This is a genomic window from Euzebyella marina (assembly GCF_003687485.1).
GTDB classification, from domain to species: domain Bacteria; phylum Bacteroidota; class Bacteroidia; order Flavobacteriales; family Flavobacteriaceae; genus Euzebyella; species Euzebyella marina.
The window spans coordinates 2984971-3010735 of record NZ_CP032050.1; the positions used below are offsets into that span (position 1 = coordinate 2984971).

General features: G+C 39.7%; 21 protein-coding genes. 9 read left to right on the forward strand and 12 right to left on the reverse strand.

Going from position 1 to position 25765, the window contains the following annotated elements; all coding sequences use genetic code 11:
- Positions 1 to 48: 48 nt before the first annotated feature.
- From ilvD to pxpA, 4 genes are all read right to left on the reverse strand, one after another.
- Entirely contained in the window at positions 49 to 1731 is a 1683-nt protein-coding gene (ilvD, locus tag D1013_RS12840; protein WP_121849212.1) for a dihydroxy-acid dehydratase, read from the reverse strand.
- 435 nt (positions 1732 to 2166) lie between these two features.
- A complete protein-coding gene (locus D1013_RS12845; RefSeq protein WP_121849213.1) occupies positions 2167 to 3009 on the reverse strand; it encodes a 5-oxoprolinase subunit C family protein in 843 nt (280 codons plus the stop codon).
- On the reverse strand, positions 3002 to 3739 hold the full coding sequence (gene pxpB, locus D1013_RS12850; RefSeq protein WP_121849214.1) for a 5-oxoprolinase subunit PxpB: 738 nt from the start codon (positions 3737 to 3739) through the stop codon (positions 3002 to 3004). Before pxpB ends, D1013_RS12845 begins: the two co-directional genes overlap by 8 nt.
- On the reverse strand, positions 3739 to 4467 hold the full coding sequence (gene pxpA, locus D1013_RS12855; protein ID WP_121850726.1) for a 5-oxoprolinase subunit PxpA: 729 nt from the start codon (positions 4465 to 4467) through the stop codon (positions 3739 to 3741). Before pxpA ends, pxpB begins: the two co-directional genes overlap by 1 nt.
- A 311-nt stretch (positions 4468 to 4778) precedes the next feature.
- Between pxpA and D1013_RS12860 the strand changes: the two genes are divergently transcribed.
- Together D1013_RS12860 and D1013_RS12865 are read left to right on the forward strand one after the other, a co-directional pair.
- Positions 4779 to 5222 carry a hypothetical protein gene (locus D1013_RS12860; RefSeq protein ID WP_121849215.1) on the forward strand — a complete coding sequence of 148 codons (444 nt, stop codon included), beginning with the start codon at positions 4779 to 4781 and terminating at the stop codon, positions 5220 to 5222.
- A 16-nt stretch (positions 5223 to 5238) separates the two neighbouring features.
- Positions 5239 to 5802: a hypothetical protein gene (locus D1013_RS12865; RefSeq protein WP_121849216.1), complete on the forward strand. Its 564-nt coding sequence runs from the start codon at positions 5239 to 5241 to the stop codon at positions 5800 to 5802.
- A gap of 21 nt (positions 5803 to 5823) precedes the next feature.
- Here the strand turns inward: D1013_RS12865 and D1013_RS12870 are convergent, their stop codons facing one another.
- Positions 5824 to 6912 (reverse strand): M12 family metallopeptidase, encoded by a 1089-nt coding sequence (locus D1013_RS12870; RefSeq protein WP_121849217.1) that lies wholly within the window; start codon positions 6910 to 6912, stop codon positions 5824 to 5826.
- Positions 6913 to 7473: 561 nt separating this feature from the next.
- Between D1013_RS12870 and D1013_RS12875 the strand changes: the two genes are divergently transcribed.
- Entirely contained in the window at positions 7474 to 8559 is a 1086-nt protein-coding gene (locus D1013_RS12875) for a Gfo/Idh/MocA family protein (protein ID WP_121849218.1), read from the forward strand.
- A 656-nt stretch (positions 8560 to 9215) separates the two neighbouring features.
- On the opposite strand, the gene D1013_RS12880 is transcribed toward D1013_RS12875, so the two are convergent.
- Both D1013_RS12880 and D1013_RS12885 read right to left on the reverse strand, forming a co-directional pair.
- A complete protein-coding gene (locus D1013_RS12880) occupies positions 9216 to 10751 on the reverse strand; it encodes a YifB family Mg chelatase-like AAA ATPase (protein WP_121849219.1) in 1536 nt (511 codons plus the stop codon).
- A 2-nt stretch (positions 10752 to 10753) separates the two neighbouring features.
- On the reverse strand, positions 10754 to 13147 hold the full coding sequence (locus D1013_RS12885; protein WP_121849220.1) for a penicillin acylase family protein: 2394 nt from the start codon (positions 13145 to 13147) through the stop codon (positions 10754 to 10756).
- A gap of 179 nt (positions 13148 to 13326) precedes the next feature.
- Here D1013_RS12885 and D1013_RS12890 point away from each other — a divergent pair, with 179 nt between their 5' ends.
- The gene (locus tag D1013_RS12890) at positions 13327 to 14475 is read left to right on the forward strand and encodes a hypothetical protein (protein ID WP_162987901.1); all 1149 of its coding nucleotides are present in this window, start codon (positions 13327 to 13329) and stop codon (positions 14473 to 14475) included.
- Positions 14476 to 14522: 47 nt separating this feature from the next.
- Here D1013_RS12890 and D1013_RS12895 read toward each other — a convergent pair whose 3' ends face one another.
- The 4 genes from D1013_RS12895 to D1013_RS12910 are packed head-to-tail and all read right to left on the reverse strand — an operon-like array spanning position 14523 to position 19717.
- Positions 14523 to 16508 carry a protein-disulfide reductase DsbD family protein gene (locus D1013_RS12895; protein WP_121849222.1) on the reverse strand — a complete coding sequence of 662 codons (1986 nt, stop codon included), beginning with the start codon at positions 16506 to 16508 and terminating at the stop codon, positions 14523 to 14525.
- Complete coding sequence (gene tilS / locus D1013_RS12900) at positions 16495 to 17811, reverse strand: tRNA lysidine(34) synthetase TilS (protein ID WP_121849223.1); 1317 nt, start codon at positions 17809 to 17811, stop codon at positions 16495 to 16497. Before tilS ends, D1013_RS12895 begins: the two co-directional genes overlap by 14 nt.
- Before the next feature lie 58 nt (positions 17812 to 17869).
- Positions 17870 to 19171, reverse strand: a complete 1302-nt coding sequence (locus tag D1013_RS12905) for an anthranilate synthase component I family protein (RefSeq protein ID WP_121849224.1) — start codon at positions 19169 to 19171, stop codon at positions 17870 to 17872.
- A gap of 12 nt (positions 19172 to 19183) precedes the next feature.
- Positions 19184 to 19717 (reverse strand): NADPH-dependent FMN reductase, encoded by a 534-nt coding sequence (locus D1013_RS12910; RefSeq protein ID WP_121849225.1) that lies wholly within the window; start codon positions 19715 to 19717, stop codon positions 19184 to 19186.
- A gap of 141 nt (positions 19718 to 19858) precedes the next feature.
- On the opposite strand from D1013_RS12910, the gene D1013_RS12915 reads away from it, so the two are divergent.
- The gene (locus tag D1013_RS12915) at positions 19859 to 21046 is read left to right on the forward strand and encodes an acyltransferase family protein (protein WP_121849226.1); all 1188 of its coding nucleotides are present in this window, start codon (positions 19859 to 19861) and stop codon (positions 21044 to 21046) included.
- Between the two features lie 82 nt (positions 21047 to 21128).
- Here D1013_RS12915 and lpdA read toward each other — a convergent pair whose 3' ends face one another.
- Entirely contained in the window at positions 21129 to 22535 is a 1407-nt protein-coding gene (gene lpdA, locus D1013_RS12920; protein ID WP_121849227.1) for a dihydrolipoyl dehydrogenase, read from the reverse strand.
- 133 nt (positions 22536 to 22668) lie between these two features.
- On the opposite strand from lpdA, the gene nhaC reads away from it, so the two are divergent.
- From nhaC to D1013_RS12940, 4 genes are all read left to right on the forward strand, one after another.
- On the forward strand, positions 22669 to 24156 hold the full coding sequence (gene nhaC, locus D1013_RS12925; RefSeq protein ID WP_121849228.1) for a Na+/H+ antiporter NhaC: 1488 nt from the start codon (positions 22669 to 22671) through the stop codon (positions 24154 to 24156).
- Between the two features lie 245 nt (positions 24157 to 24401).
- Entirely contained in the window at positions 24402 to 25046 is a 645-nt protein-coding gene (locus D1013_RS12930; protein ID WP_121849229.1) for a peroxiredoxin, read from the forward strand.
- 78 nt (positions 25047 to 25124) lie between these two features.
- Complete coding sequence (locus D1013_RS12935) at positions 25125 to 25439, forward strand: thioredoxin family protein (RefSeq protein WP_121849230.1); 315 nt, start codon at positions 25125 to 25127, stop codon at positions 25437 to 25439.
- Entirely contained in the window at positions 25420 to 25677 is a 258-nt protein-coding gene (locus D1013_RS12940; protein WP_121849231.1) for a DUF6952 family protein, read from the forward strand. The genes D1013_RS12935 and D1013_RS12940 overlap by 20 nt, the downstream gene beginning before the upstream one ends.
- Positions 25678 to 25765 lie beyond the last annotated feature (88 nt).

Sequence of the window (25765 nt, forward strand, 5' to 3'; positions counted from 1 at the left end):
GAAGATTGTCACCACGACTTTTTAAACAATCAGAAAATAATCTCTTTATTAAAACTCATCGGTAACACAGCCTTTTGAAGCCGACGAAACCGTCTTTGCATATTTATACAGAACTCCTCTGTCAAATCTTAATTTCGGAGCCTTCCATTGGGCCCTTCTCTTCTCAAGTTCTTCGTCGGATATCTCTATGTTGATCGTATTTTTTACGGCATCGATGACAATGGTGTCTCCATTTTCAACCAAGGCAATATTACCACCTACTTGCGCTTCCGGAGCCACGTGACCCACAACAAAACCGTGGGAACCACCTGAAAATCTACCATCGGTAATCAATGCTACATCTTTACCCAAACCAGCACCCATAATAGAGGATGTAGGTTTTAACATCTCTGGCATACCCGGACCACCTTTAGGACCCTCGTAACGAATAATCACTACATCGCCCTTCTTGACCTTTCCGCCTTTGATGCCTTCATTTACCGCAGCTTCACTATCAAATACATTGGCTGTACCTGTAAAAGAAAGGCCTTCTTTACCCGTAATTTTAGCAACTGCGCCTTCAGTGGCCAAATTGCCGAACAATATTCTAATATGTCCAGAATCTTTGATGGGATTATCGACCTTTCTAACGATATCTTGGTCTGCATCCAATTCAGGGGCATCCGCCAAATTCTCAGCTAGCGTTTTGCCAGTCACCGTTAAACAATCACCGTGCAGCATTCCCAATTCAAGCAAATATTTCAACACGCCCGGAACGCCGCCAACGGCGTGTAAATCTTCCATTGCGTATTTACCGCTCGGTTTCAAATCGGCCAATAATGGTGTCGAATCACTTATTCTTTGAAAATCAGCTAATGTAAAGTCAACCTTCGCCGCCTTTGCAATAGCTAAAAAGTGCAATACCGCATTGGTAGACCCGCCTAATATAGTTACCAAACGTATGGCATTCTCCAATGACTTTTTGGTTACGATGTCAGATGGTTTAATATCTTTTTCCAACAATAATCTAAGTGCCTCACCAGCCCTCACACATTCTTTCTCCTTCAGATTACCACCACTAACGGCCGGGTTGGAGGAATTAAAAGGTAATGACATACCTAATGCTTCAATTGCCGAGGCCATGGTATTCGCTGTGTACATTCCGCCACAAGCTCCTGCCCCGGGGCAAGCCTTATGAATGACCTCTTTGTATTCTTTTTCATCAATGGTACCGGCCACTTTTTGACCAAAAGCCTCAAATGCCGAAATAATATCTAGCTTTTTACCATTATGGCACCCCGAAGCAATGGTACCGCCATATACCAATATAGATGGACGGTTCAATCGAAGTTGTGCCATTAGTGCACCAGGCATATTTTTATCGCAACCGACAACGGTGACCAAGCCATCATAGCCCTGTGCCTCCATTACGGTTTCCATCGAATCAGCAATCAAATCTCTTGAAGGAAGCGAAAAACGCATTCCCGGGGTACCGTTCGAAATACCGTCACTTACGCCAATTGTATTAAAAATCAAGCCTACCAAATCAGCATTCTCAGTTCCTTGCTTTACTTGTTTGGCCAAATCGTTCAGGTGCATATTACAAGGGTTACCTTCATAACCTGTACTGGCAATACCTATCAAAGGTTTTTTCAAATCTTCATCGGTCAGGCCAATGGCATGCAACATAGCCTGTGCTGCTGGAAGGGTTGGGTCTTGAGTTACGCTATAACTGTATTTCTTTAAATCCATCTATATAAATAATGTGTTGTTTTTAGCTGGTTGTTCAACTTCTATTTCAAAAGTATATATTTATAAAAGTTCAATTCTTGAGCTTGAAAAGGCTTTCTAAAGCCAATATTTTATATTTAAATTTAAAATATTGATAGTCAGATACTTAAATGTTATTTTTTATCATATTCAATAGTTTTCTTTTCTAGGGAAAACTTCTTGTTTATAGTAATTGTACTCTTTGAAACCTTGAGAAAATAAAAAAGCCTGCATCAAATTCGTTCTGATACAGGCTTCTTAGGTCAATAGAATTCCGTATCACCCCCACTGAGGGACGACCAAAATCACAATGACTTCTAGAATTCTTTGTTTCATAAAGACAATATTAATCAAAATACCGAAAATCAAAAAAGTTTACTGACAATTTGTAGTAATTATTATCAGAACCTTGGTTTTTTAAGGGATTAATTTAAAATTAATCAAATCGCCAAATTTTTTCTGGGCCAACATATTGATAGCATCATCTGATAATTGCAAGATTCTGGGATAACCTCCTGTCGTTTGCCCATCTTTCATCAAAATTATTAGTTTGCCGGACGGTGTCAATTGCACGGTACCCGGCAACGTTGCGGAGGTAAGCATTGAAATTTCATGACCAGGAATTGTCTCTTCTAATTGATAGGCCATTCTGTTATTCTCGTTGGCGATAGAAAATTCTCTAGCAAATAAATATTCGAGCTGCTTATCATTTAAAAGTTCGTACTCAGGCCCTTTATTGACGGTCAACTTAGCTTTATCATAATAATTGGGCACTTTTAGCTCCATAATTTTTGGAGAAAACTCAACAACCTCATCAAACTTCAATACATCTCCTTCACTCGAATGGTTCTTTTCGGTTACCGATATAAAGAACGAGCGACTACCCAAAACTCTCACAGTTTTAAAGCCATTTTTAACACCCAAATAGGCCCGAAAACCTTGCACTAATTTACCATAGGTTAAAATGTCTCCTTTCTTGACTTTAACGACTACATAGTTTTTTATAGGTTCATCGTTAAGCTTGGCAGAGATTTCGGCACCCCCCAAACAAATAAAAGTTGCCGCTTCAAACTGAATCTTGGGACCGGTCATGGTTATTTCCATAAGGGCCGCATCAATAGAGTTCTCCAACAACTTATTAACTTTGGTAGCCGCAAAAGTATCCATATACCCCGCGACGGGTACTCCTTTATTTAAATAGCCGTATCTACCATTATCTTGTATAGTAGTGAAAAGTCCTGATTTTAGCACCTTAAGCATTCCACACCGATTTATCCAGTTTATAAATACCGACTTCCCCCTCTATTTTATGCAAATCGTACTCCGCTTTTTCAATAGGATAAAACTGAACTTTATCACCCACATTAATAAAGCAGGGTTCCTCTTTTCGGGGGTCGAACATTCGAACCGAGCAGTTACCAATAATATTCCATCCCCCAGGGGAATCTTGAGGGTAGATACCCGTCTGTTTTCCTGCCAAACCAACCGATCCCTGTATTACCTTGGCCCGTGGCTGTGATTTTCTAGGTATTTCAAGTGCCTCAGGCAGACCGCCCAAATACATAAATCCGGGCAAAAATCCGATACCATAAAGTGTATAGGTATGTGATGTATGTAAGCGAACTACCTCTTCCTCACTTATATGAAGGTTTTTTGCCACCAACGGCAGGTCAATTCCAAATTCTTCATCATAACAAACCGGTAGTCGCCAAAGGAACCTCTTTGTTTGGGTCACCGACCATTCGTCATTATACCATTGGCTTAGTTTTTCCTTGAAAGAATTAAAATCTATAGGTCGGTCTCTGTGGATGAGTGTCACGGAGTTATAAGCAGGAACCATTTCCCAATGTTCGCCCTGTAAACAAACATTCTTCAAATAATCGGTGAAGTTGAGAATATCGGTTAAAATCGTTTCTTCTACCCTTTTGGGCCACTCGATGAGTATTGCATGCGCCCCAAAGGGCCTTATTGATATAGGAAAGCCACTCACTAATGCTTCGGTTTTTGGTTTGGTATTGCCTGCCTAATATACGACACAATTTTAAATGCAGAAGCGGTATCGCCGTGCACACAGAATGTGTCTGCCTTTATCGGTAATTTATCACCACCAATTGTCTTCACCATACCTTCTTCGCGCATCATCAGTATGTGTTCAAGGGCCTGATTCGGGTCTTCAATAAGAGCATTCGGCTCTTGCCGTGACACCAATTTTAAATTAGAGTTATAATTTCTATCGGCAAACGCTTCGTACTTAATCTTGAAACCATTCTCAATAGCCAATTTTTCAATTTCCGATTGGTAGGGGACAAAAAGAAACAAACCTTCTTTATAATCTTCGATACTCTCTAGAAATACTTCCGACAAATCTTTGCTCGCGGCCATATCGTTGTACAAAGCACCATGTGCTTTTATATGGTGCAAACAACCTCCTTCATTATCAACAATTGCTTTTAATTGCCCGATTTGACTCTTAATAGACCGTTTCAAAACATTTCTATCTATTTCAATCGATTTCCTTCCAAAATTCTCCAAATCAGGATATGAAGGGTGAGCACCTACGTTTAAATCATTTTGCAAACCTAAGCGAACTGTGTTGATCATGGTATGATGATTTCCAAAATGCCCCCCACAGGCAATGCTACAGGAATCTATATAACCAAATAAGCGCTCTTCATTAGCCATGCCCTCACCAGCATCGCAATTCAATTCTAGATTCATAACAGCGTTCATTATACTACAAGATAACAATCGAAGCAATTTAATGGCTATCGCTACAAAAATCAAAACTACCCCATTTAAAAGGCTAAAAATTATCAAATCGATAAATTAAATAGAGCGAATTAGCTCAACCCTGACTTTCACAACAGTTTTAACACTTTTTAATGTCGTTTATCTAAAAAAATGTAGTTCGTCTAATAATGGGGTGCGATACATCGATTCAACATACTATTCCAAAAAATACAGGGTTATTATATTCCCAAATCAAACGAAAGTGGGTTACAATCCCCCGAAATAAATTAACCTATTTTATGACCTGTTTAGAATGTAATAAACAACTCGACCACTCTGAGCACAAGCTCGCCATGGAGTCGTTAGGAGTAGAACTTTGCCAAGCGCACCGAAAGCGTATGGTGAAACTTATTGAAAGCCATAAAACTCCAGTAGAGGCTATTCAATTGTATTACGGCTTAAAAGAAGCCGGTGTTACCGCCATGTTAGAGTGGTGGGATGGTACCAAGTCAATAGACATTGCCATTTCTAGGGTAAAACTCAACATCGAAATTGATGCAGAGTACCATATGCTTACACACGAGCAAGCTATAAACGATCTGGAAGAAGCCATGCATTCTTTCAAAAACGGTTTTACGACCATCAGAATACCTCATGTACTTATAAAATATTATCTGAAGGAAACCGTTAATAATATTCTTGGAATTATGGAAGGACTACGTGTGCACATAAAGGCCATCTAAACCAAATACTTTCATTATGCCTAAAAAAGAGAAAATTTTAAAGGTACCTTTAAGAATTTCAATGACAGTCATCTTACTTGGCATGCTATTGAAAATTCTTGAATGGCCCTACGCTATACCTATTGTGCTCTTTGGTTTTGCCAATACCGGAATTTTATACTTCTTTAGGTTCTGGAACAAATCTGACAGAAAATTTCTTGATATTGTAAAGCTGGTACTTGTTTTAAGTTGGACAACCAATGGAATACTTCGGATTTTAGACTTTCAACATACCCTCTTTCTACAAATCATTGTCGGCATTTCATTTATGACATGGTTCATCATGGAAGGTACGGCCTATTTTCTAGATGAGGACCGAAAAGCGAAAAATCAGAAAATTCAGGTCATGTGGAACTTTGCCATGGTCGTAGGCGCCTTGGCTATCATTGCCGGAAGCCTTTTGAATGTAATGAATTGGAAATTTGCTATTCCGCTGTTGGTTCTAGGTATCACCATTATTGCCGCTTACATTTTAAAAGACCTATTTTCGGCGGGAAAAATTGAAAACAAAGACCGGAATAATGAGGAGTACCAACTGTAACCCCTTACGACCGCTTTATACTCAATAAACCATTACACAGGTATCACCAGCACTCGTTTTATAGTACAAACGAATGTTGACAATATACTTTTTGCCTTTTAACAATTTTATCTGAATTGAAGAGTTTCTATCTTCACCACTATCATCATCACCTGAAAGATATTGGTTTTCACCATCTACAACTTCAGATAGTACCATAACCGTGTCCATATTACCAAAGGTTCGTACGGTAAAGGTTCTCGACTCTTCAGGAGAAAATTCTAAATTAATCTGGTCACCTGCATTAATAGATATAATCTCTGAATGAAAGGCTTTTAATTCTACGAAGGTTCTCTTGTCTATTTTTGGATAAAACTGCTTTACCCAGGCAATATCTCTCTCAGAAAGACCATCTTCGGGTCTAAGGCCATCTTTATATTCTTCAGGGGATATTATCATGTTGGCCCCGAACGGGTAATGCATAATAGAATTGGGATCCCAACTGGAGCCCTGAACATCATCGGGCGATATTTTTCTAATGATATTGTGATAGGTCTGATCTCGAGACCAATAGTTTGGCGGGCCGGCCAGTGAGGTGTAAACAGCCTCTTCATCCCATACTATACCAGCTTTGGGATTTTGATGTTCATGCGGAAAACCCATAGCATGACCTATTTCATGTAAAATGGTATCCTCGTCTGAAACTATATCCCACCCAAAGTTCATGGTTCTTTGCTCTTTTGGTATATCCCAAGCATCGCGACCAACGTATGACCAAGAACCCTCTCCTTTGGCAAAACCGATACGAATAATCGAATCTCTAAAATCTGAAGATTCTTCAAACTCAAGACCTATTCCCTGACTCTTCCATTTCTTAAAGGCATTACGTACCGCTTCTTTTTCGCTTTCTGTTCCTTTCCAAAATAACTTTGACTGATTACCTGAGCTATCGGTTACTGTAGTAAAAAACCCATCCCCTTCAAAAAAGGAATATTTTAATTTAGTACCGTTTACCCATTTTTTGGCCATCACTAAAATAGCTTCCAAACGCATAGGTCCCACAGGAACATTGAAAGCCCTTTGTGGCATTTGCGGAAGATTGCAATATCGAATTTCATTTTGATTGCCCATAACCAAGATTTTTTAGATTACACCAGTAGAGATTTTTCCATACTTACAAAACCAAGTAAGAATTACTACTAAATTAACGATATACGGCAATTCTATAATTTGTGATTGTACAAAACGTCAGATTATATGTATCGATGAACCACTATACGGCATAATTATAAAAATGGTCATCTAATCGTTTGTCTTTAAGAAGAATACAGGGTTAGGGAAACCCAATGAAAGATTTTATCTTACCGAATATCGAGGTACGGGTGGAAAAACGAAATAATCGGTTCTTTCTCGAAAATTGAATAGGGAATTACTCTTCTAAACGTTTTAATATAAAACCCATGTCATGAAAGATAATGCATCCTCTAATGACTACTTAGTCTACCTTCTATGCGCCATTTGTTTTATATGGTCACTCTATGTCATATTCTTTAAGACTGTGCCTTGACCATTGTTCAATACTTTTGCTTATAGATTAATAAAGTTTTGGGTTGTTTTTCACTTATTGGTTTATTGAATTTCTTATTGTAATTTCTGTGCTTAATTCTCTAAACTCAAGAAAAACAACTACAAATGAACAACAGACGCACCTTCTTAAAGCAAACCGGACTACTGGCGGCATCAACGGCTTTTGCCCCAAACCCTCTTTGGTCGAGTACTTTTCAACAAAAAGAAAAACTAGGTATTGCCCTGGTAGGCCTAGGTTACTATAGTACCGATTTATTGGCCCCGGCGTTACAATTGACAAAACATTGTGAACTGCGGGGAATCGTTACCGGAAGCCCTGAAAAAATACCGGTATGGAAAGAAAAATACGGTATTGCCGATAAAAATATTTACGACTATAAAAATTTTGATTCGATAGCGAACAATTTTGATATCGATGTGGTTTATGTGGTGCTACCGCCTTCGATGCATGCTGAATATGTTGTAAGAGCAGCAAAAGCAGGAAAACATGTTTGGTGCGAAAAGCCAATGGCTCCATCAGTGGCCGATTGCGAGAAGATGATCAAAGCATGCTCCGACAACAAAGTGAAGCTGGCAATTGGCTATAGATGCCAGCACGATCCCAATATTCAAGCCTATATGAAATTGGCCAAAGATAACACCTTCGGCAAGGTACGTATGGTGACATCGGCGGCAGGGTATGTTGATAACCGTACCGATCATTGGAAGCAAAAAAAGGCCATGGGCGGAGGCGTTATGGGTGACATGGGTGTTTATGCGATTCAGGGTGCGCGATTGGCCACGGGTGAAGAACCTATTTCAGTTTTGGCCCAAACTTTTACTACAAGACCAGAAATCTACCATGAGGTGGAAGAAACAGCTATGTTTCAGCTTGAATTCCCCAGTGGGGCTCGAGCCGCCTGTCATACAAGTTTTGGAATCAATATGAACTACTTGAAGATTAATTATGAAAAGGGATGGGCCCAAATGGAACCGCAGTCGGCTTACTTAGGTAACAAAGGAATCATGTCAAACGGAACAGAAATAAATTTTCCCATTGAAAATCAACAGGCCAAACAGATGGACGACGATGCGCTCGCACTGCTCAACAATACAGAATTGATGGTGCCTGGTGAAGAAGGGTTAAGAGATATTCGCGTTGTAGAAGCTGTCTATAAGTCGGCAGCAAGCAATTCTCTTGTTAAATTATAAGTATTCAATCAATTGTAGATAAAGAATACCCTAAATCAAAATTAGAATCACCCCATTATTTTAGGATAATTCCCTCAAAATTATGGGGTTTTTCTATGTAAAGTATTCTTAATTAGTAGGTATATTCGTTTAGTGATAATGAGACACATTAGAAAATGAAATTTAAAGACAAACTTACCTACATCTACGTGGCCTTCAACATTGTGTTTATCATTGCGATGACTATTTTCTTAATTTATAGTTATCCCTTTTAAACAAAATGCACAGGTATTTCAATAAATGCAAGTGTACCTAGTGTAGGGTAAAACCGTACAGTTTGAGATACCTCGATTTACAATTAGTCTTTTAATCAAAAACCGCGACATCTGATTATAGTGTCGCGGTTTTTACTTGATGGATGAACCTAAAAGTGCATTTCATCGAAAAAATATGCACTTTATCTTTCCATTAAAATCTGAAATGATATATTTGGGTTCTCTAAAAAACCCCTAGAACAATGAAGAGAATCCTACAGGTATTTAGAAGATTAGAAGAAGAGCGTCAGCTTTTTATTAGAATAATGAAAGACATCGAGCGCTAGTCAACAAACGAAATATTAAAAAAAGGAACCCCGCTAAAATTTTAGCGGGGTTCCTTTTTTTACAATCAAATCTACTTCAACCCAACCATCCTTCTCTATCCAAACTTCTATATTGAATAGCTTCAGCTATATGATTGCCCTGAACAGATTCTGAATTATCTAAATCGGCAATAGTTCGGGCCACTTTCAAAATTCTATCATAGGCCCTGGCAGATAGGTTCAATCTTTCCATAGCATTTTTGAGCAGTTCTTTTGAGTTCGAATCTAATCGACAGAACTCCCTAATTTGCTTAGTACTCATTTGGGCATTGTAATGCACATTTTCAAGGCCCTCAAACCTCTCGGTTTGAACCTCTCTTGCGGCCGTTACTCTTTTCCTAATATCTACACTGCTCTCCCCCTTTCTGTCATCGGACAACTTCTCAAAAGGAACCGGTGTAACCTCGATATGAATATCGATTCTATCTAAAAGAGGTCCTGAAATTTTACTGAGGTAGCGCTGCATTTCAGCCGGAGAAGAAGTTACCGGTGCATCCGGGTCATTAAAATATCCTCCGGGACTAGGGTTCATACTGGCTACCAACATAAAGCTACTAGGATAGGTTACCGTAAATCTTGCTCTTGAAATAGTTACTTCACGATCTTCCAAAGGTTGACGCATGACCTCAAGAACGCTTCTTTTGAATTCGGGAAGCTCGTCTAAAAACAATACTCCGTTATGTGACAATGAAATCTCCCCGGGTTGAGGATAAGCTCCCCCGCCAACTAATGCGACATCCGAAATGGTGTGGTGAGGACTTCTGAACGGCCGTTGGCTCATGAGCCCCATGTTTTTCAGCTTACCGACTACGCTATGTATTTTCGTAGTTTCAAGAGCCTCGTGTAATGTCATCGGAGGTAATATGGAGGGTAATCTTTTGGCCAACATAGTTTTTCCGGCTCCGGGTGGACCGATGAGAATGATATTGTGTCCGCCAGCCGCAGCAATCTCCATGCAACGCTTAATACTTTCCTGGCCTTTGACATCTGAAAAATCAAACTCGGGAAAATCAAGGTTTTTATAAAATTCTTCGCGAGTATCGATGATTGTTTGCTCTAAGGGCTCACCTTTATCAAAAAATGAAATGACTTCGGCTATATTGTCGACTCCATAAACCTTCAGGTCTGAAACTATGGCAGCCTCTTTTGCGTTCTCCTTAGGTAGAATAAAGCCTTCAAAGCCCTCTTCCCTTGCTTTTATAGCAATGGGTAACGCCCCTTTGATGGAATGTAAACTTCCATCTAAAGACAATTCACCCATGATAATATACTTCTCTATATTTTCCGATTTAATCTGTCCGGAAGCGGCAAGAATACCGATTGCCAAAGTCAAATCATAGGCAGAACCTTCTTTTCTTAAATCGGCAGGCGCTAAGTTTAAAGTTATTTTCTTTCCGGGAATGCGATATCCGTTATTAAGTAGAGCAGCCGCAATACGATAATTGCTCTCTTTGATAGCGTTATCGGGCAACCCCACCAAATGATAGCCTACCCCTGTATCTACATTGACTTCACATGTTATTGTAGTGGCCTCGACACCAAAAACGGCACTTCCGAAAACTTTTATAAGCATATTTAATTTTTATTCGAAGGGAGGAATTTCAATACAGATTCAGCTTGATCCTGAATTTCCTTTTTGTTCATCATCATTTTTCTAAATTTACCTTCTGCATACATTTGAGCCTGGTCTTTGTAATGTTCACTAAAAGGATTGCCGGATTGGCCAGTCGGCAAAATGCTCATGCTATTTTCTATATCTGAAAAATCAATCACTCTACGGGTCGAAGGACCTGAACTGACTTTATAATTGCCATCTTCACCATAAGGAAAGTACATATTGTTGATTACCTCTCTTGAACCTTCTACTTCAAAGGGGCCGACATTAAAAAAACTTCTTAACATTTCTACTTGCCCTATCGGGTGCCCGTGTTCTAGAGTATGTACCCGTTGCCAAAACCATTTTTCCCTATCGCTTCCCAACGATTTTTCTAAATCTGAAATTGCTTGGTGAAAAGCCTGGGTTACTATTTCTTTTGCGGTTTCTTCTTTTTCAGTGGCAACATCATTCCACCAAACCGAATTTTCATTGTTTACAAGAGGTGCTATACTTCGTTTAATTAGATGCGTAGACATAAACTCATCAAACAACCCCTGCCCTAGCTCGTCTTTGAACACGTCATTTAAAACATAGAACATCCAACGATGAAAAACCGTTGCTTCTAAATCATCAAGCTCATAACCACCTTGCCATGCGCCTAAATCATCAAGCGTTCCCAAATCAGATTCGCTTAAACCTTCCATATCTATTAGCTTCAGCAAACTCTTCACAGTCGCTACATCAACCGGTGAATTCACATCATTGATCATCTTTTGAACGTCTGACATTACCCAATCGTCTTTCGCATCCAACAAATCAACAATTCTTCTAGCTCTGTTTTCGGGCAGATAATACCCCGGATAGAGCATACCGGCAATACTATCAGGTTGATTGTTGGCCGAATAGACATAATGCCAATCGGGATTTTCTGCATGCGGATTTTGACTAAAATCCAAATACTTCTTCTGGTCGTCTAAATAATTAGTGCCATCATAAATTAATTTGGTATTGACGGAATCTGGTATTTGATAAAGATGGGCACTTGCCCACCATGCTACATTGTCTTTGGCATCACCATACATAATGTTTAACCCAGGCGCGTGAATATATTTGAGACTGGCCCTGAATTGATCTATATCGTTCGCATGCGATAGTTCGTACAAGGCTTTCATAACCTGGTTATCGTGTTGGGTGTATACCCACCACATAGATACGGGCCGTTTCATGTCGACCTGATCGGCGATACCGTTCAATATAGGGCCTCTATGGGTTTTCTTAAAGGTAAATTCAATATCTGTTGAATCTTTGACCTTTATAATCTTATCAACCATTTCATAACTACGCCAGCTATCATTGACCCTATATCGTGATTTGTCTTCCGGGTTTTCATCTTCATAATAAAAATCGACATCATCATTTTCGAACATGGTCATTCCGTAAGCCAAATTGCGGTCATGGCCCAGAATAGGAAAAGGAACTCCCGCCAAATGGTAACCATATTTCTCGTATTGAGGTGTCACCACATGGGCCTCGTACCATACCGAAGGCTGTGAAAAACCAATATGTGGGTCATTGGCAAATATTACTTTTTTGTTCTTGGTCTTTTCTGGGCCTAAAACCCAACTGTTACTGCCTTCAAATTGTGGAATATTCAACGCTTCCAGAGTTTTGAAAATTCCAGCGATAACCTCATTAGTTTTCAAGGAAACACTATCGCTTTGTAAAGTATTTTTCAACCATACAGTAGACGTGTCGCTGTGTATACTCAAATCTTTTAAATATTGTGGTCCTAACTGTTCCTTCATTTTCGTCAACAACGGGTCTGTTTTATGGGCCATGGCAAAACTAAAGGCCATGTACCCCATAACATTATATACATCAGTCAACTCAAACGGGCGCTTTTCAATACCGGTCAGGTAAAACTCTACGGGTGTCGGGCCTTCTTTTAAGAACGAATTGATACCATCGAGATATGCTTGGGTCAATTGTACCCCTTCATCATTTTTATTGAGCTGAGAGACCGTTTTGGCCGAGGCATCGTCTATGCCCAAAGCAAGAAAGAACTTATCGGTACTTATGAGGTCTTTTCCGAAAAGTTCAGAGAGCTGCCCTTTGCCAATTCTTCGCAACAACTCCATTTGCCAGAGCCTATCTTGTGCGTGAATATAGCCTAAGGCACGAAAAGCGTCTTTTTCACTACTTCCGTATATATGTGGAATTCCGTAGGAATCATAATAAACCGAAACCTCTTGTTGAAGACTTTCCAATTCCAATTCGCCGTCATAATCCGGTTTTAATGTTTTAATGAAGAAAAAGCCCGCTATTAGAACTATGCCGAGCAAAACAAATAACACCCAAAGTATTCTTTTCAAGGTTTATGTTTTTAGGTAAAGTGTAGTTCAAGTTAGCTTTAATAGTGAAATAAAAAAAATAGTCGAAATCATTTATGGACTGAATAAAAAACTCTAGAGTTGTTAAAAATGTTTCTTTTTTAACAAGTATTGTTAAAAAATCTTAATATTTTCATGCAAATTCAAAAACACGAACCTATATGAAAACAACGATTACAAAAATCCTTCCGTTAGCTCTTTCAATGGGAGTTCTAATCAGCTCATGTTCCGATGACCTTTCTGTACAGGATGATGCGACCCCAGAAGCAGTCGTAAAGGCCCAGGCATCTACCAACTTAGAAATACCATCGACCGGCCATTTTGATTTGGAATCCTCCGGATTGGTCAAAGATTTTGATTTAAAGCTTCAATTGTCTGAAGTGGTTGAACCTTCTGAATGCGGACCTACCCCTTTCAACGAGGTTGCCAACTACTATAACGACCTCTTGATAGATGGGTTTATAGCTGCATGGGATGGCAACCCTGATGCCATTGGCATCATCCTAGAAGATTATTTTGCCATCAATCAAATAGCCGCTGCTTATGAAGGTAAGAATACCGATTATTTCGGTGAAGATGGTGAATATACCAACTATGTTAAAAATCGTGTTCGAAGTCTTGAAAAGTTCTGGGACATGGCCGATTTGATTGAAGTTAATGGGCAGCATACCGAAACTCTCGAAGACCTTGATTTTATACGATATATCTACGAAAATTATTCGACCGCTACTCCTGAAGACATTGACTACATTCTTGAGATTGCCGAAACCTTTAATACCAACAGTGATCAAATACCGGAAAATCCATTCTTTGCTTCTGATGGCTTTGCGACCTTCGACAGGACGATTGTTGTAGGTGACGGAATTGTCACCTTTTTAGAGGACACCGGTTTAGACCCAAAAGTAGTATGGTCAAGTATTTTGGCCCACGAATGGGGGCACCAAATTCAATTTTTGAACTTCGGTGTTTGGGATTATCCCGTACCCGCTTTTATCAATACTCCTGAATCGACTAGAATGACCGAGTTAGAGGCTGATTTTATTACCGGTTATTATCTAACTCACAAGCGTGGGGCTACTTATAACTGGAAAAGAGTGGAAGACTTTTTGACCGCATTTTTCAACATTGGCGATTGCGGATTTGATAGTTCAGGCCATCACGGAACACCGGCACAAAGACTCGCTGCGGCAAAAGCTGGTTTTAATCTCGCTAACAATACCAAAAAGAAAGGCCAGATTCTTAGTCAAGAAGATGTGCACGACGCTTTCATTTCCAAGCTTGACTTAATCATAGACGGAACCATTTACTAAAAAGGAATATTTATAATAGAAAGGCCGCTCGATAAGCGGCCTTTTTTTTATTGAATGTTGGCCAATGCGCGGTTTTCAAACCGCTTTAAGCCTGTTTGAAGCCAATTTTTGTAGGTTTCTTTATCAGTGTACTGAACAGCTTCATTTAAAATTTCTAGTTCAGGTGTCATCAGCACGTAATACGGTTGTGAAGCAGCGTTGAAATTAATGGTCTGAAACGTACCCCACTTTTGACCGATAGTCTTTATATTTTTAACTCTACCCGAATCGAATTTATAGCTAAACTGTTCGGAAGCAGGTAATTCTTTACGATCATCTACGTAAAGGGATATCAGAACATAGTCTTCTTTGAGTATCTCGTAAACATCAGACTCACTCCACACGTGTTCTTCCATTTTTCTACAGTTAACACAGGCCCACCCCGTAAAGTCAAGCAATATGGGCTTATTTACTTGTTTTGCATACGATAGTCCGCTTTCAAAATCTTTATAGCAGTCCAACCCCAATGGGCAGTCGCTCTCATTTTCCAGTACAGAATAAAAGGTAGGCGGTGGAAAGCCACTCAATAATTTTAAATTCGATACTTGAAATGCCCCAAGAATCAAATAAACCGTAAACGCCGCACTTAAAAAACCAATTAATTTTCTAGAAACAGATAGCTTTTGTTTCGGCCCGTCGTGAGGAAAACGAAACACCCCGAACAAATAAAGACTCAAGAGCGCGAACAGCGCTATCCAAATCACTAAGAACACTTCTCTCTTCAAGATACCCCAATTGCCAACCATGTCTGCGTTGGACAAAAATTTCAGTGCCAAGGCCAATTCCAAGAAGCCTAACACCACTTTAACGGTATTCATCCACCCTCCTGATTTGGGCAAAGAATTAAGCCATGCCGGAAAAAGAGCGAACAAAGCAAATGGCAAAGCCAATGCCAAACCAAAACCGGTCATACCCATACTGAGATTCATCGCCACATCTCCTTCTTCAAGAACAGTACTTCCTAAAAGTCCACCCAAAATTGGCCCTGTGCAAGAAAATGAAACAATGGCCAAGGTTACCGCCATGAAAAATATACCGATTCCGCCCCCGACTTTGGTAGAGGCAGCATCCATTTTATTAGCCCAAGAACTGGGTAAAGTCAGCTCATAATAACCAAAAAAGGAGAAGGCAAAAAAGACAAAAACGAGAAAGAAAACGATATTTAACCAAACATTTGTTGCAATGGTGTTAAGAACCTGTGAATCAACTGAATCGAATATATGAAAAGGCAGGCTCAATAAAAAATAAATAAGCACTATAAAGAAACCATAAAGCAATGCATTCGCAATGCCTTTTGACCTCTTTTCCGAATGTTTCGTAAAAAATGATACGGTTAAAGGTATCATAGGAAACACACAGGGTGTCAATAGGGCTATCAGGCCCCCAAGAAAGCCCAGACCAAAAACCATCCATAAACCTGTTTCACCCTGCGAGACATCACCGGCCCCTCTTAAACGCTCTTTATTTTTAAGTTCTAAATTGAGTGCCTCACCAAGGGCTTGGCTGTGTTCGTCTATGCTCTCTTCTGTAGTAACCTTCTCTCCACCATCTAAAACAAAGGCAAAATCGTGGTCAACAGGAATACAGACCTCTTTACAAACTTGATAGAAGAAATTAACGTCAATTTGCCTGACCTCTGCATTTAGCAAACGTATACTCTGTGTAAAAACGGCCTCATCTTTAAAAAAGGTCTCATCCACCTCAAAAATATCGCTGTATTCCGTTACAGTTTCACTCTCAAAAGTTTCGCCCACTAACTCATAGTCTTCACCTGCTTTTTTATATGTGAATTCGCTAGGTAAAGAACCTCCCTCAGCCGTATATTGCGAGTATACGTGCCACCCCTCATAAATCTTCGCCCGAATTTTTAGTTCATACTCAACATCCGATATTTGACGAACCTCGGTAGTAAACTGAACGGGATCATCATCCGATTGTCCATATACATATAAAACACTGAAAAATAGTAATATAAAATATTTAATTTCCTTCATTACTGTAAGTTAATTTCAAGACCTTCTTTGTCTTGTCGGTTACCTTAAACCTTTCATCTGCCCTACGACCAATGACCCATACAATTGAATTTTCAGAACAAAGTAACCACTGCTCTTCCTTTGCTAGCGTATTGTATTTCTCGTCTTTAAAATATTTGGAAAGCTTTTTTTTACCTCCTAGACCGAACGGATGGAAATAGTCGCCATTTTCCCATTTTCTTACTGTCAATGGATATTTTAACGCATCCCCATCAACATAAATTATATTTTTAGTGTGTTCTCCTACACCTGAAACCTCCTCCACCTTCAAATTTAGCGGTCGGACAATTTCATGATTTTCATAATTGATGGTGTATGAAGGAGATTCAGTAATCTTTATTTCGCTTAGTAGAAGACGCTTTCTATCTCTTATCAGCCGATGCGATTTAGAACGCAGTTCCTTTCCTGAAAGACCTTCAGTCAATTGAATTAACTCTTGAGGCTCTCTGAACCCATATGTACAAAACAGATGATACATATACCCTTCCAGAGGTTGTAAAGCTATCAATTGCTCTATGTCTATTTCAATAAATTGGTCACCTTCAATGAACAACTTATTCTTTAAGTGAAGAATCGTATCTTCTTTTATATCAAATACTTGATTTAAGTATTTTATCGAGTTATTGAAGTTGTCAAGAAATGCGGGGCTCGAACTCTTTAGTAAAGGAATAATGTCGTGTCGCAACTTATTTCTCAAATACTTCGTGTCGGAGTTACTTCGGTCTTCTCTCCATTCAATACTATGCTTTTTAGCGTACTCCAAAATCTGCTCTCTTGAGAATGGTAAAAGAGGTCTGCAAATTGAACCTGTCTTTTCGGGAATACCTGTTAATCCGTCCAGACCAGAACCCCTTGAAAGATTGATCAAAAAGGTTTCTAAATTGTCATCAGCATGGTGAGCGGTTACTAAAAACTCTATTCGATTTTCAGTCATCAAATCTGAAAACCAATCATATCTCAATTGTCTAGCGCCCACTTGAAGTGAAAGATTATTTTTATTTAAATAACCTACTGTATCAAAACGTGTTACAAAATAATTAACTCCTTTATTTACAGCCTCTATTTCAACAAGTTTCTCATCTTCATCACTTTCTTCGCCACGCAGCTGAAAGTTACAGTGGGCGACATTAAAATGAAGGTCTAATCGTGAAAACAAATGAAACAAAACCATACTATCGATCCCTCCGCTGCAGGCAAACAGAAATTCACTCTGTCTGAGTTCGGGAAACCTATGGTCGATATGTTCCTTAAAGGCCTTAAACATGTTTGCAAAGATAATGAACAGGCAAAGATTACTAAATGAAACGACTACTTACTAGGAACTAGCTATTTTCTAAAACCTGTCTCATTGCTCTTGCCTTTAACAGGCACTCTTCATATTCCTTTTCGGCATTTGCCCTCGAAGTAATCGCACTACCCACTGAAAAGGAAACATATTTTCTACTGGAATTGTATAGAATGCTTCGGATGACCACATTAAAATCAAAATCTCCATCGGGCTTAAAATAGCCTACAGCACCACTGTAAAGCCCCCTTTTGAAGTTTTCATGCTTTTCAATAAGGCGCATAGCTGAAATTTTTGGTGCACCGGTCATGCTGCCCATCGGAAAGGAGTCCTTAATGATATCAACTGGTTTTACCCCTTCAGGCACTTCTGCTACCACCGTAGAAATCATTTGATGTACCTGCTCGTACGTATAAACCTCACAAAGCTCTTCGACACGCACCCCTCCTTTTATAGCACTTTTCGAAAGATCGTTACGTACCAAATCAACAATCATGACATTTTCTGCCCTTTCTTTTACGTCTTTTTTAAGATGATTCTTGTACGCTTCATCAATTAGGGAATCGTCAGACCTTTTGGCCGTTCCTTTGATGGGTTGTGATATCACATGCGTACCCTTTTTCTTGATATATCTTTCTGGGGAAGCGCATAACAAATAAGAATCCCAAAACCTACAAAAGGTTGCAAAAGGAGCTTTGGAAATCGAGTTCAGGTTCCGGTAAGTTTTCAATGGATCGATAATAGTATTCTCGGCATAGAATTCTTGGCAGAAGTTAGCCTCATAAATATCACCCCGCTTAATATGGCTAAGTAAAGAATTGACACGCTTAAAATATTCATCTTTGAACATTCTGAGTTTAATGTGAATGTTTTTAGAATGCCCATCTTCATCCTCATCCACAGTCCTAACAATCTTAAGTTCTTCAAAATCCGAATCAATCTCATCCGCCACCATACCTAAATAACAAAAGGTTACTTCATCTTCTTTAACCCAAATAATTCTCTTAGGTTGAAAAAAGTAAAGTTCAGGTAATTCCAGACCGTCATAATTATCTGAATCAAGCTGCTCGAGGTCGTTTTTTAGGTCATACGAAAGGTAACCGAAAATCCAATCTTGGGTTTGCTGCTGGTATTCCGAAAGCTCGTTAAAAGCATTTTCGCTATCGGTCTTGATACTCGTTAGACCGTCGACTGCCAGCAAAGCATCGAAAGCGGTATACTTGTTCTGATGGTTGTTGCTGTCTAGCCAAACTACCTCTTCAAATTGTTTTGACCACTTAAGCAGTCTCTGTTTGAAAACATCGGTGTTATCTAGACTTAAGGTATTTAAGATGCGCAAACGCCGTCGGGTTTAGATTTGCTCAAGAAACGTTTTAAGGGCCTTCGAATGAGCCTCTGCCAGTTCTGTATCTGCGATTTGATTGCTAGTACCTAGATTATCGGCAAAAAACGGCAGTGAAAATGTTGCGGTAACATTTGCCCCAAATCGAGGCAATATATTTTTAACCACTTCAATGGCTCCCACTCCCCCTCTTTTACCTTTTGAAGTAGACATGAGCAATACCGGCTTATCTTGAAGAAAGGTGCGCTCTAGTCTTGAAAGCCAATCAATTAGGTTTTTAAAATATGCAGAAGGATTGCTATTATGTTCGTTCACCGCGATAATGATACCATCGGCATCGGCAATGTCATTTTTTAATTCAATCAAAGAATTCGAGTAGCCGTTGTCCCTCTCGTAATCTTCACTGTACATAGGAAAAGGAAAATTGGCCAGGTTCAGCAATTGCACCTCATGATTATCAAGACCTGAAACCGTAAACTGAACTAATTTGTAATTGATAGATTGAGAAGAATTGCTTCCTGCGAATGCCAAAATCTTAGCCATAACGTACTTAAATATGTGATTTGGCGAAAATATAGCAAATACAATTGATTTGCGAGTTTTTTATATAATTTTGACCGCGAAAACATCCAAAACAACTGTTTTACAAGTATATAGGTCGAAGACCTAAAACAAACAACAAAGGTGACCAATTCGTCAAAACGACTCTTTTTTATCGATGCCATCAGGGCATGGGCCATTCTTATGATGCTTCAAGGGCATTTTATAGATGGTTTGCTCGATACTGCTTTTCGCGACGATAGCAACGTCGGCTATTCTATCTGGAAATATTTTAGGGGAATCACCGCCCCTGTTTTCTTCACAGTTTCAGGGTTTATCTTCACCTTTCTTTTGGTAAAAGGAAAAGATGGTCAGGGTTTTAACAACCCAAGAGTGAAAAAAGGCATCAAAAGAGGGCTAGAACTCTTGTTTATCGGCTATTTGCTACGAACCAATTTTATGGGGCTGTTGAATGGCCAAATATATCCATCATTTTATATTGTGGATGTCCTTCATTGCATCGGGTTGTCGCTATTGGGCATTATCGGGATCTACTTGCTTACCTATCGCAAGAGAAATCTTGTATTCGGCCTAACACTTTCGGCCATTGCAATTGTTCTGTTTCTTTTCGAGCCGCTATATAAACAGTGGGGCTTTAGTTTTCTTCCGCAAGCGTTTGCCAATTACGTTACTAAAGCAAACGGATCGGTTTTCACCATCATTCCATGGTTTGGATATGCCGCTTTGGGAGCTTCAATATCTTTAATATTCAATAAATTACGTGACCGGAACTATTTCTTTCCGTTGACGATAGCAAGTTTGCTAGCAATAGGTTTCGCTTTGATCAAACTTAGCTCACCTTTCTTTTTGAGCATTTCGGAAGCCACAGGAATTAAATTGTTCTCTGATATTTTTTACAACAATTACCTTTTTATAAGACTCGGTGACGTTTTTGTCGTTTTTGCCATCTTTATGGTATTGGAACGCCTACTTCAAAACAGAACTTTGTTGAAGATTGGTCAGAGCACCTTATCAATTTACGTGGTTCACTTTATTATTCTCTACGGAAGCTTTACAGGGTTAGGCCTATATCGTTTTTTCCACCATTCGCTAAACCCTTATGTTGCGATACCCGGAGCCATTGCCTTCATGTATATTTCTACGTATACCGCCTTGAAATACGAAGACCATAAAGAAGAGATTAAAACTCAAATTGCAAAAGGAACTGAATTTACCATGAAGCAAATAGAATTTGCGGCCATTTATTCATACAACACCATTAAGCCTCGAATCATACGATTGCTTCGCCGTTTCGGATTGGCAAAAAACTAAACGCCCATTTTGGATGTGATATAAAAAATAAAAGCCCCTTTTCAGGGGCTTTTTTAATTGAATCTTGAATCTAACAAATATTTTAGATATGTAGCGCACGGTCTTCAGTAGCGGCCAAGGCTGCTTCTTTAACGGCTTCGGCAAATGTTGGGTGTGCGTGGCTCATTCGAGAAATATCTTCTGCAGAAGCTCTAAATTCCATCGCAGTAACCGCTTCGGCTATCAAGTCGGCGCAACGGGCACCTATCATGTGCACGCCAAGTACCTCGTCAGTTTCTTTATCAGCCAATATTTTAACGAAACCGTCCAAATCCATACTAGCTCTTGAACGACCCAAGGCCCTCATAGGAAACTGGCCCGATTTATAAGCCACTCCTTCTTCCTTCAATTGCTCCTCGGTTTTACCTACAGCTGCTACTTCCGGCCACGTATAAACGACACCTGGTATTAAATTGTAATCAATATGAGGCTTTTGTCCGGCCAATTGTTCAGCGACCAACGTGCCTTCTTCTTCCGCTTTATGGGCAAGCATGGCTCCTTTAATTACATCACCGATGGCATAGATATTAGACGTGGAGGTCTGTAAATGTTCATTGACCTCAATCTTACCGCGTTCGTCAATTTTCACTCCAGCAGCATCGGCATTTAACCCTTCGGTATAAGGTCTTCTTCCTACTGCCACTAAACAGTAGTCGCCTTTAATTTCGACCTCTTGTCCTTTTTTGTCATCAGCCTTTACTATAACTTCATCTCCGCTGCGCTCAACCGATTTTACTTTATGAGAAAGGTTGAACTGCACTTTCTGCTTCTTCAACACTTTGGTCAACTCTTTGGAAAGGGCCCCATCCATCGTTGGAATAATTCGATCCATATATTCCACCACTGTGACTTCAGCACCCAACCTTTTGTATACTTGGCCCAATTCTAAACCGATAACGCCACCGCCAATTACTATAAGGTGTTTTGGTATTTCTTTTAGTTTTAAGGCTTCTGTTGAAGTAATGATCCGTTCTTTGTCCAATTCAATAAATGGCAAAGTAGATGGTTTACTACCTGTAGCAATGATGGTGTTTTTGGCTTCGATAGTCTCCGATTTTCCATCGGTTTTTTTAATATCAATGTGAGTCGCGTCTTTAAAGCTACCGATACCCTCATAAACGGTAATCTTGTTTTTATCCATCAAAAACTCGATTCCTTTTGTCGTTTGGTCTACAACCCCTTGTTTGCGGGCAATCATCTTATCTAAATCGACCTTAACCTCACCGGCAATTTCAATTCCGTGGGCCTCAAAATGCTTTACGGCGTCTTCGTAATGATGTGAAGAGTCAAGTAAGGCTTTAGAGGGAATGCATCCTACGTTCAAGCAGGTTCCTCCTAGGGTGCTATATTTCTCGATAATAGCTGTTTTCATTCCCAATTGGGCGCATCTTATCGCCGCTACATATCCTCCGGGTCCTGAGCCTATTACGGCCACATCATATTGACTCATAAATTTTTCTTTGTTTTAAGTGTACAAAATTAACACATATTTCCCTTTTGACGAACCCTAATGCCAATTATACAATACAGTTGCACAAAGCGGTGTAAAATTGTAATATTACGCATTAGCTAAACCAAATTATATGCAAGAAAGTCAGGACGCCGAGCACAGAGAGAACGAGAATATCGTTGCGAACAAAGATCTTAACCTTTTTGAAGCCCTCATTCCTGTGGTAGCCTTGGTGTTAATGTTGGCATATAACGTTTTTGTTTTCGGCGATGATGCGCTGAGTGGATCGAACCAGTTTATTCTTCTCTTAGGGGGTGCCGTAGCGGCCATTGTAGGATTCTTGAACAAAGTAAGCTACAACCAAATGATAGATGAAGTTTCCGAGAATATCCGATCAACGACCGGTGCCCTTTTAATTCTATTGATGGTCGGCGCCCTTGCGGGAACCTGGCTGGTAAGCGGCATCATTCCCGCTATGATTTATTACGGACTACAAATTTTGAACCCCACCATATTTCTGGCCGCATGTGTCATCATCTGTGCTATTATTTCGGTGGCCACAGGTAGTAGCTGGACGACCTCTGCGACCGTAGGTATCGCTTTAATCGGAATCGGCGAAGCGTTAGGAATTTCTTTAGGCATGACCGCCGGAGCAATTTTATCAGGTGCTTATTTTGGGGACAAACTATCCCCTTTAAGCGATACGACCAATTTGGCACCGGCTATGGCAGGCGGTGAACTTTTCGAACATATCAAATACATGCTGTACACCACCGTGCCTACCATATCGATCACGCTCTTGGTATTCGTCATTATCGGTTTGAATATTGAAACCAGTGGTTCGGCCGAAGTAGGCTCGCTACTAGAATCCATTGAAGCCACTTTTAATATTAATGCTTGGTTGTTTATCGTACCCATCATCGTTATTATTTTGATCGTTAAGAAAACCCCACCTCTTGGGGCACTTCTGATAGGTACTTTGTTAGGTGGACTCTTTGCTCTGATTTTTCAACCCGGCATAGTTGCTGGCATTACGGAAGCAACATCCTTAACTTTTGAATCGGGATATAAAGGCATCTTAAAGGCTATAACGGTTGATACCTCGGTACCCACCGATAATGCTGCTTTGAACGATTTATTCTCATCTAGCGGAATGGCAGGGATGCTGGGCACCATTTGGCTAATCATTTGTGCCATGGTATTTGGCGGTATAATGGATGGAATCGGAGCACTAGACCGAATCACCAAATCATTATTGAACTTGGCTAAATCAACTTTCGGTCTTTTCGCCAGCACCGTTGGCAGCTGTTTGGCCCTTAACGTAACGGCTTCCGATCAGTATCTGGCCATTGTTGTACCCGGTAAAATGTTCAGTAAGGCCTATGCCGATAGAAATCTTGCTCCCGAAAACCTGAGCCGTACGTTAGAGGATTCGGGTACCGTAACTTCCGTATTGGTACCTTGGAATACTTGTGGAGCCTATCACAGCGGAGTTTTAGGTGTGGGAACGGGCGAGTATTTCCTCTATGCCATTTTTAACTGGCTCAGCCCTATTACAACCCTTCTTTTTGCTGCTCTGCATATTAAAATCAAGCAACTTTCCTCGAAAATATCCGCGTAAAAAAAATTTCTCGATTTTATTAAAAAATCACTTTTATCAGATTCAATATTTTGAACTGACATAATTGGGATAATGCCAATTTAGCACCCCTCAAATTAAGGCCTTCTCAACATTCAGAACAAAAGCGCATAGGCATTCATAAATACTATCTATCAATAAGATTTATTAATGTTCAAAGGGCTTTGACATCGTTCAATAGAATGTAATTTTGGGGAAAATAGAAATCACAAAACACACAATTAATTATGGCTTTAGTAGGAAAAAAATTCCCTAATCTATCTGTAAACGCAATGAACGATTTGGGCGATACTTTCAAAATCAACGTTTTGGAAGAAGCTCAAAAAAACAATAAAAAAGTAGTACTGTTCTGGTACCCAAAAGATTTCACTTTTGTGTGCCCAACAGAATTACATGCTTTTCAAGCAGCTCTTGGCGAGTTTGAAAAAAGAAATACAATCGTCATCGGTGCTTCTTGTGATACTGCAGAGGTTCATTTCGCATGGTTGAACACTGAAAAAGACAACGGCGGAATCGAAGGCGTTACGTACCCTTTGATTGCCGATAGCAACCGTAACCTCGCCTCTACTTTAGGTATTCTTGATATTACAAATGAAGAATATGATGAGGCCACAGGGGTTGTAACCGTAGAAGGAGACAATGTAACATATCGCGCAACTTACTTGATCGATGAAGAGGGTACTGTTTTTCATGAAGGAATCAATCACATGCCTTTAGGAAGAAACGTAAACGAATACCTTCGTTTAATCGATGCTTACACTCACGTTCAAGAAAAAGGTGAGGTTTGCCCAGCCAACTGGGAAGAAGGTAAAGAAGCAATGAAAGCCGATAGAAATGGTGTTGCCAGTTACCTTGCTGCACACGCCAACTAAGATTTATTCTGTTATAATGTAGTTTCTGCGCCCCGTCTGCCGGCGGGGCGCAATTCAATCACTAAAACCGAAAAAATAATGGTACTAGAATTAGATAAAGATAATCTACAAGAAATAATTGCGGATAAGAAGAATGTGGTCGTACAATATTCCGCTGGCTGGTGCGGCAATTGTAGAATTATGAAGCCCAAATTCAAAAAAGAGGCAGCGACACATGAAGACATCACTTTTGTAATCGCAGATGCCGAAAAGTTTCCTGAAAGCAGAAAGTTGGCGACAGTCGATAACCTACCGACTTTTGCGGCCTTTGCGAATGGAGAATTCAAGAATCAAGTACAGACCAATAAATACGACGTCTTAAAAGAATTGATCAATGAAGTTGCCAGTAATTAAGCATTTGACCAACTTTATTCAAGAGAATGACGAGGACTATGTTATCGAGACCATAGAAACTCTTGAAGCATTGACTGAGGTACCCTCGCTAAAAGATGAAGAGCTTGATACCATAGGTGAATTGATTTCCAATATGTACGGAGCAATCGAAGTACACAAATCGATCAAAGATGGTAAGCCTCAAAAAGAGGCACTCAACGAATTCATGCAGCGTGTCATGGGTTCAATAGATAAATAACGGATTGACATCTGTATAAAAAACTACGGTCGGTTATTTCTTTTGAAGTAACCGACCTTTTCTTTTTTATAACCTTTGTTTAAGGTAA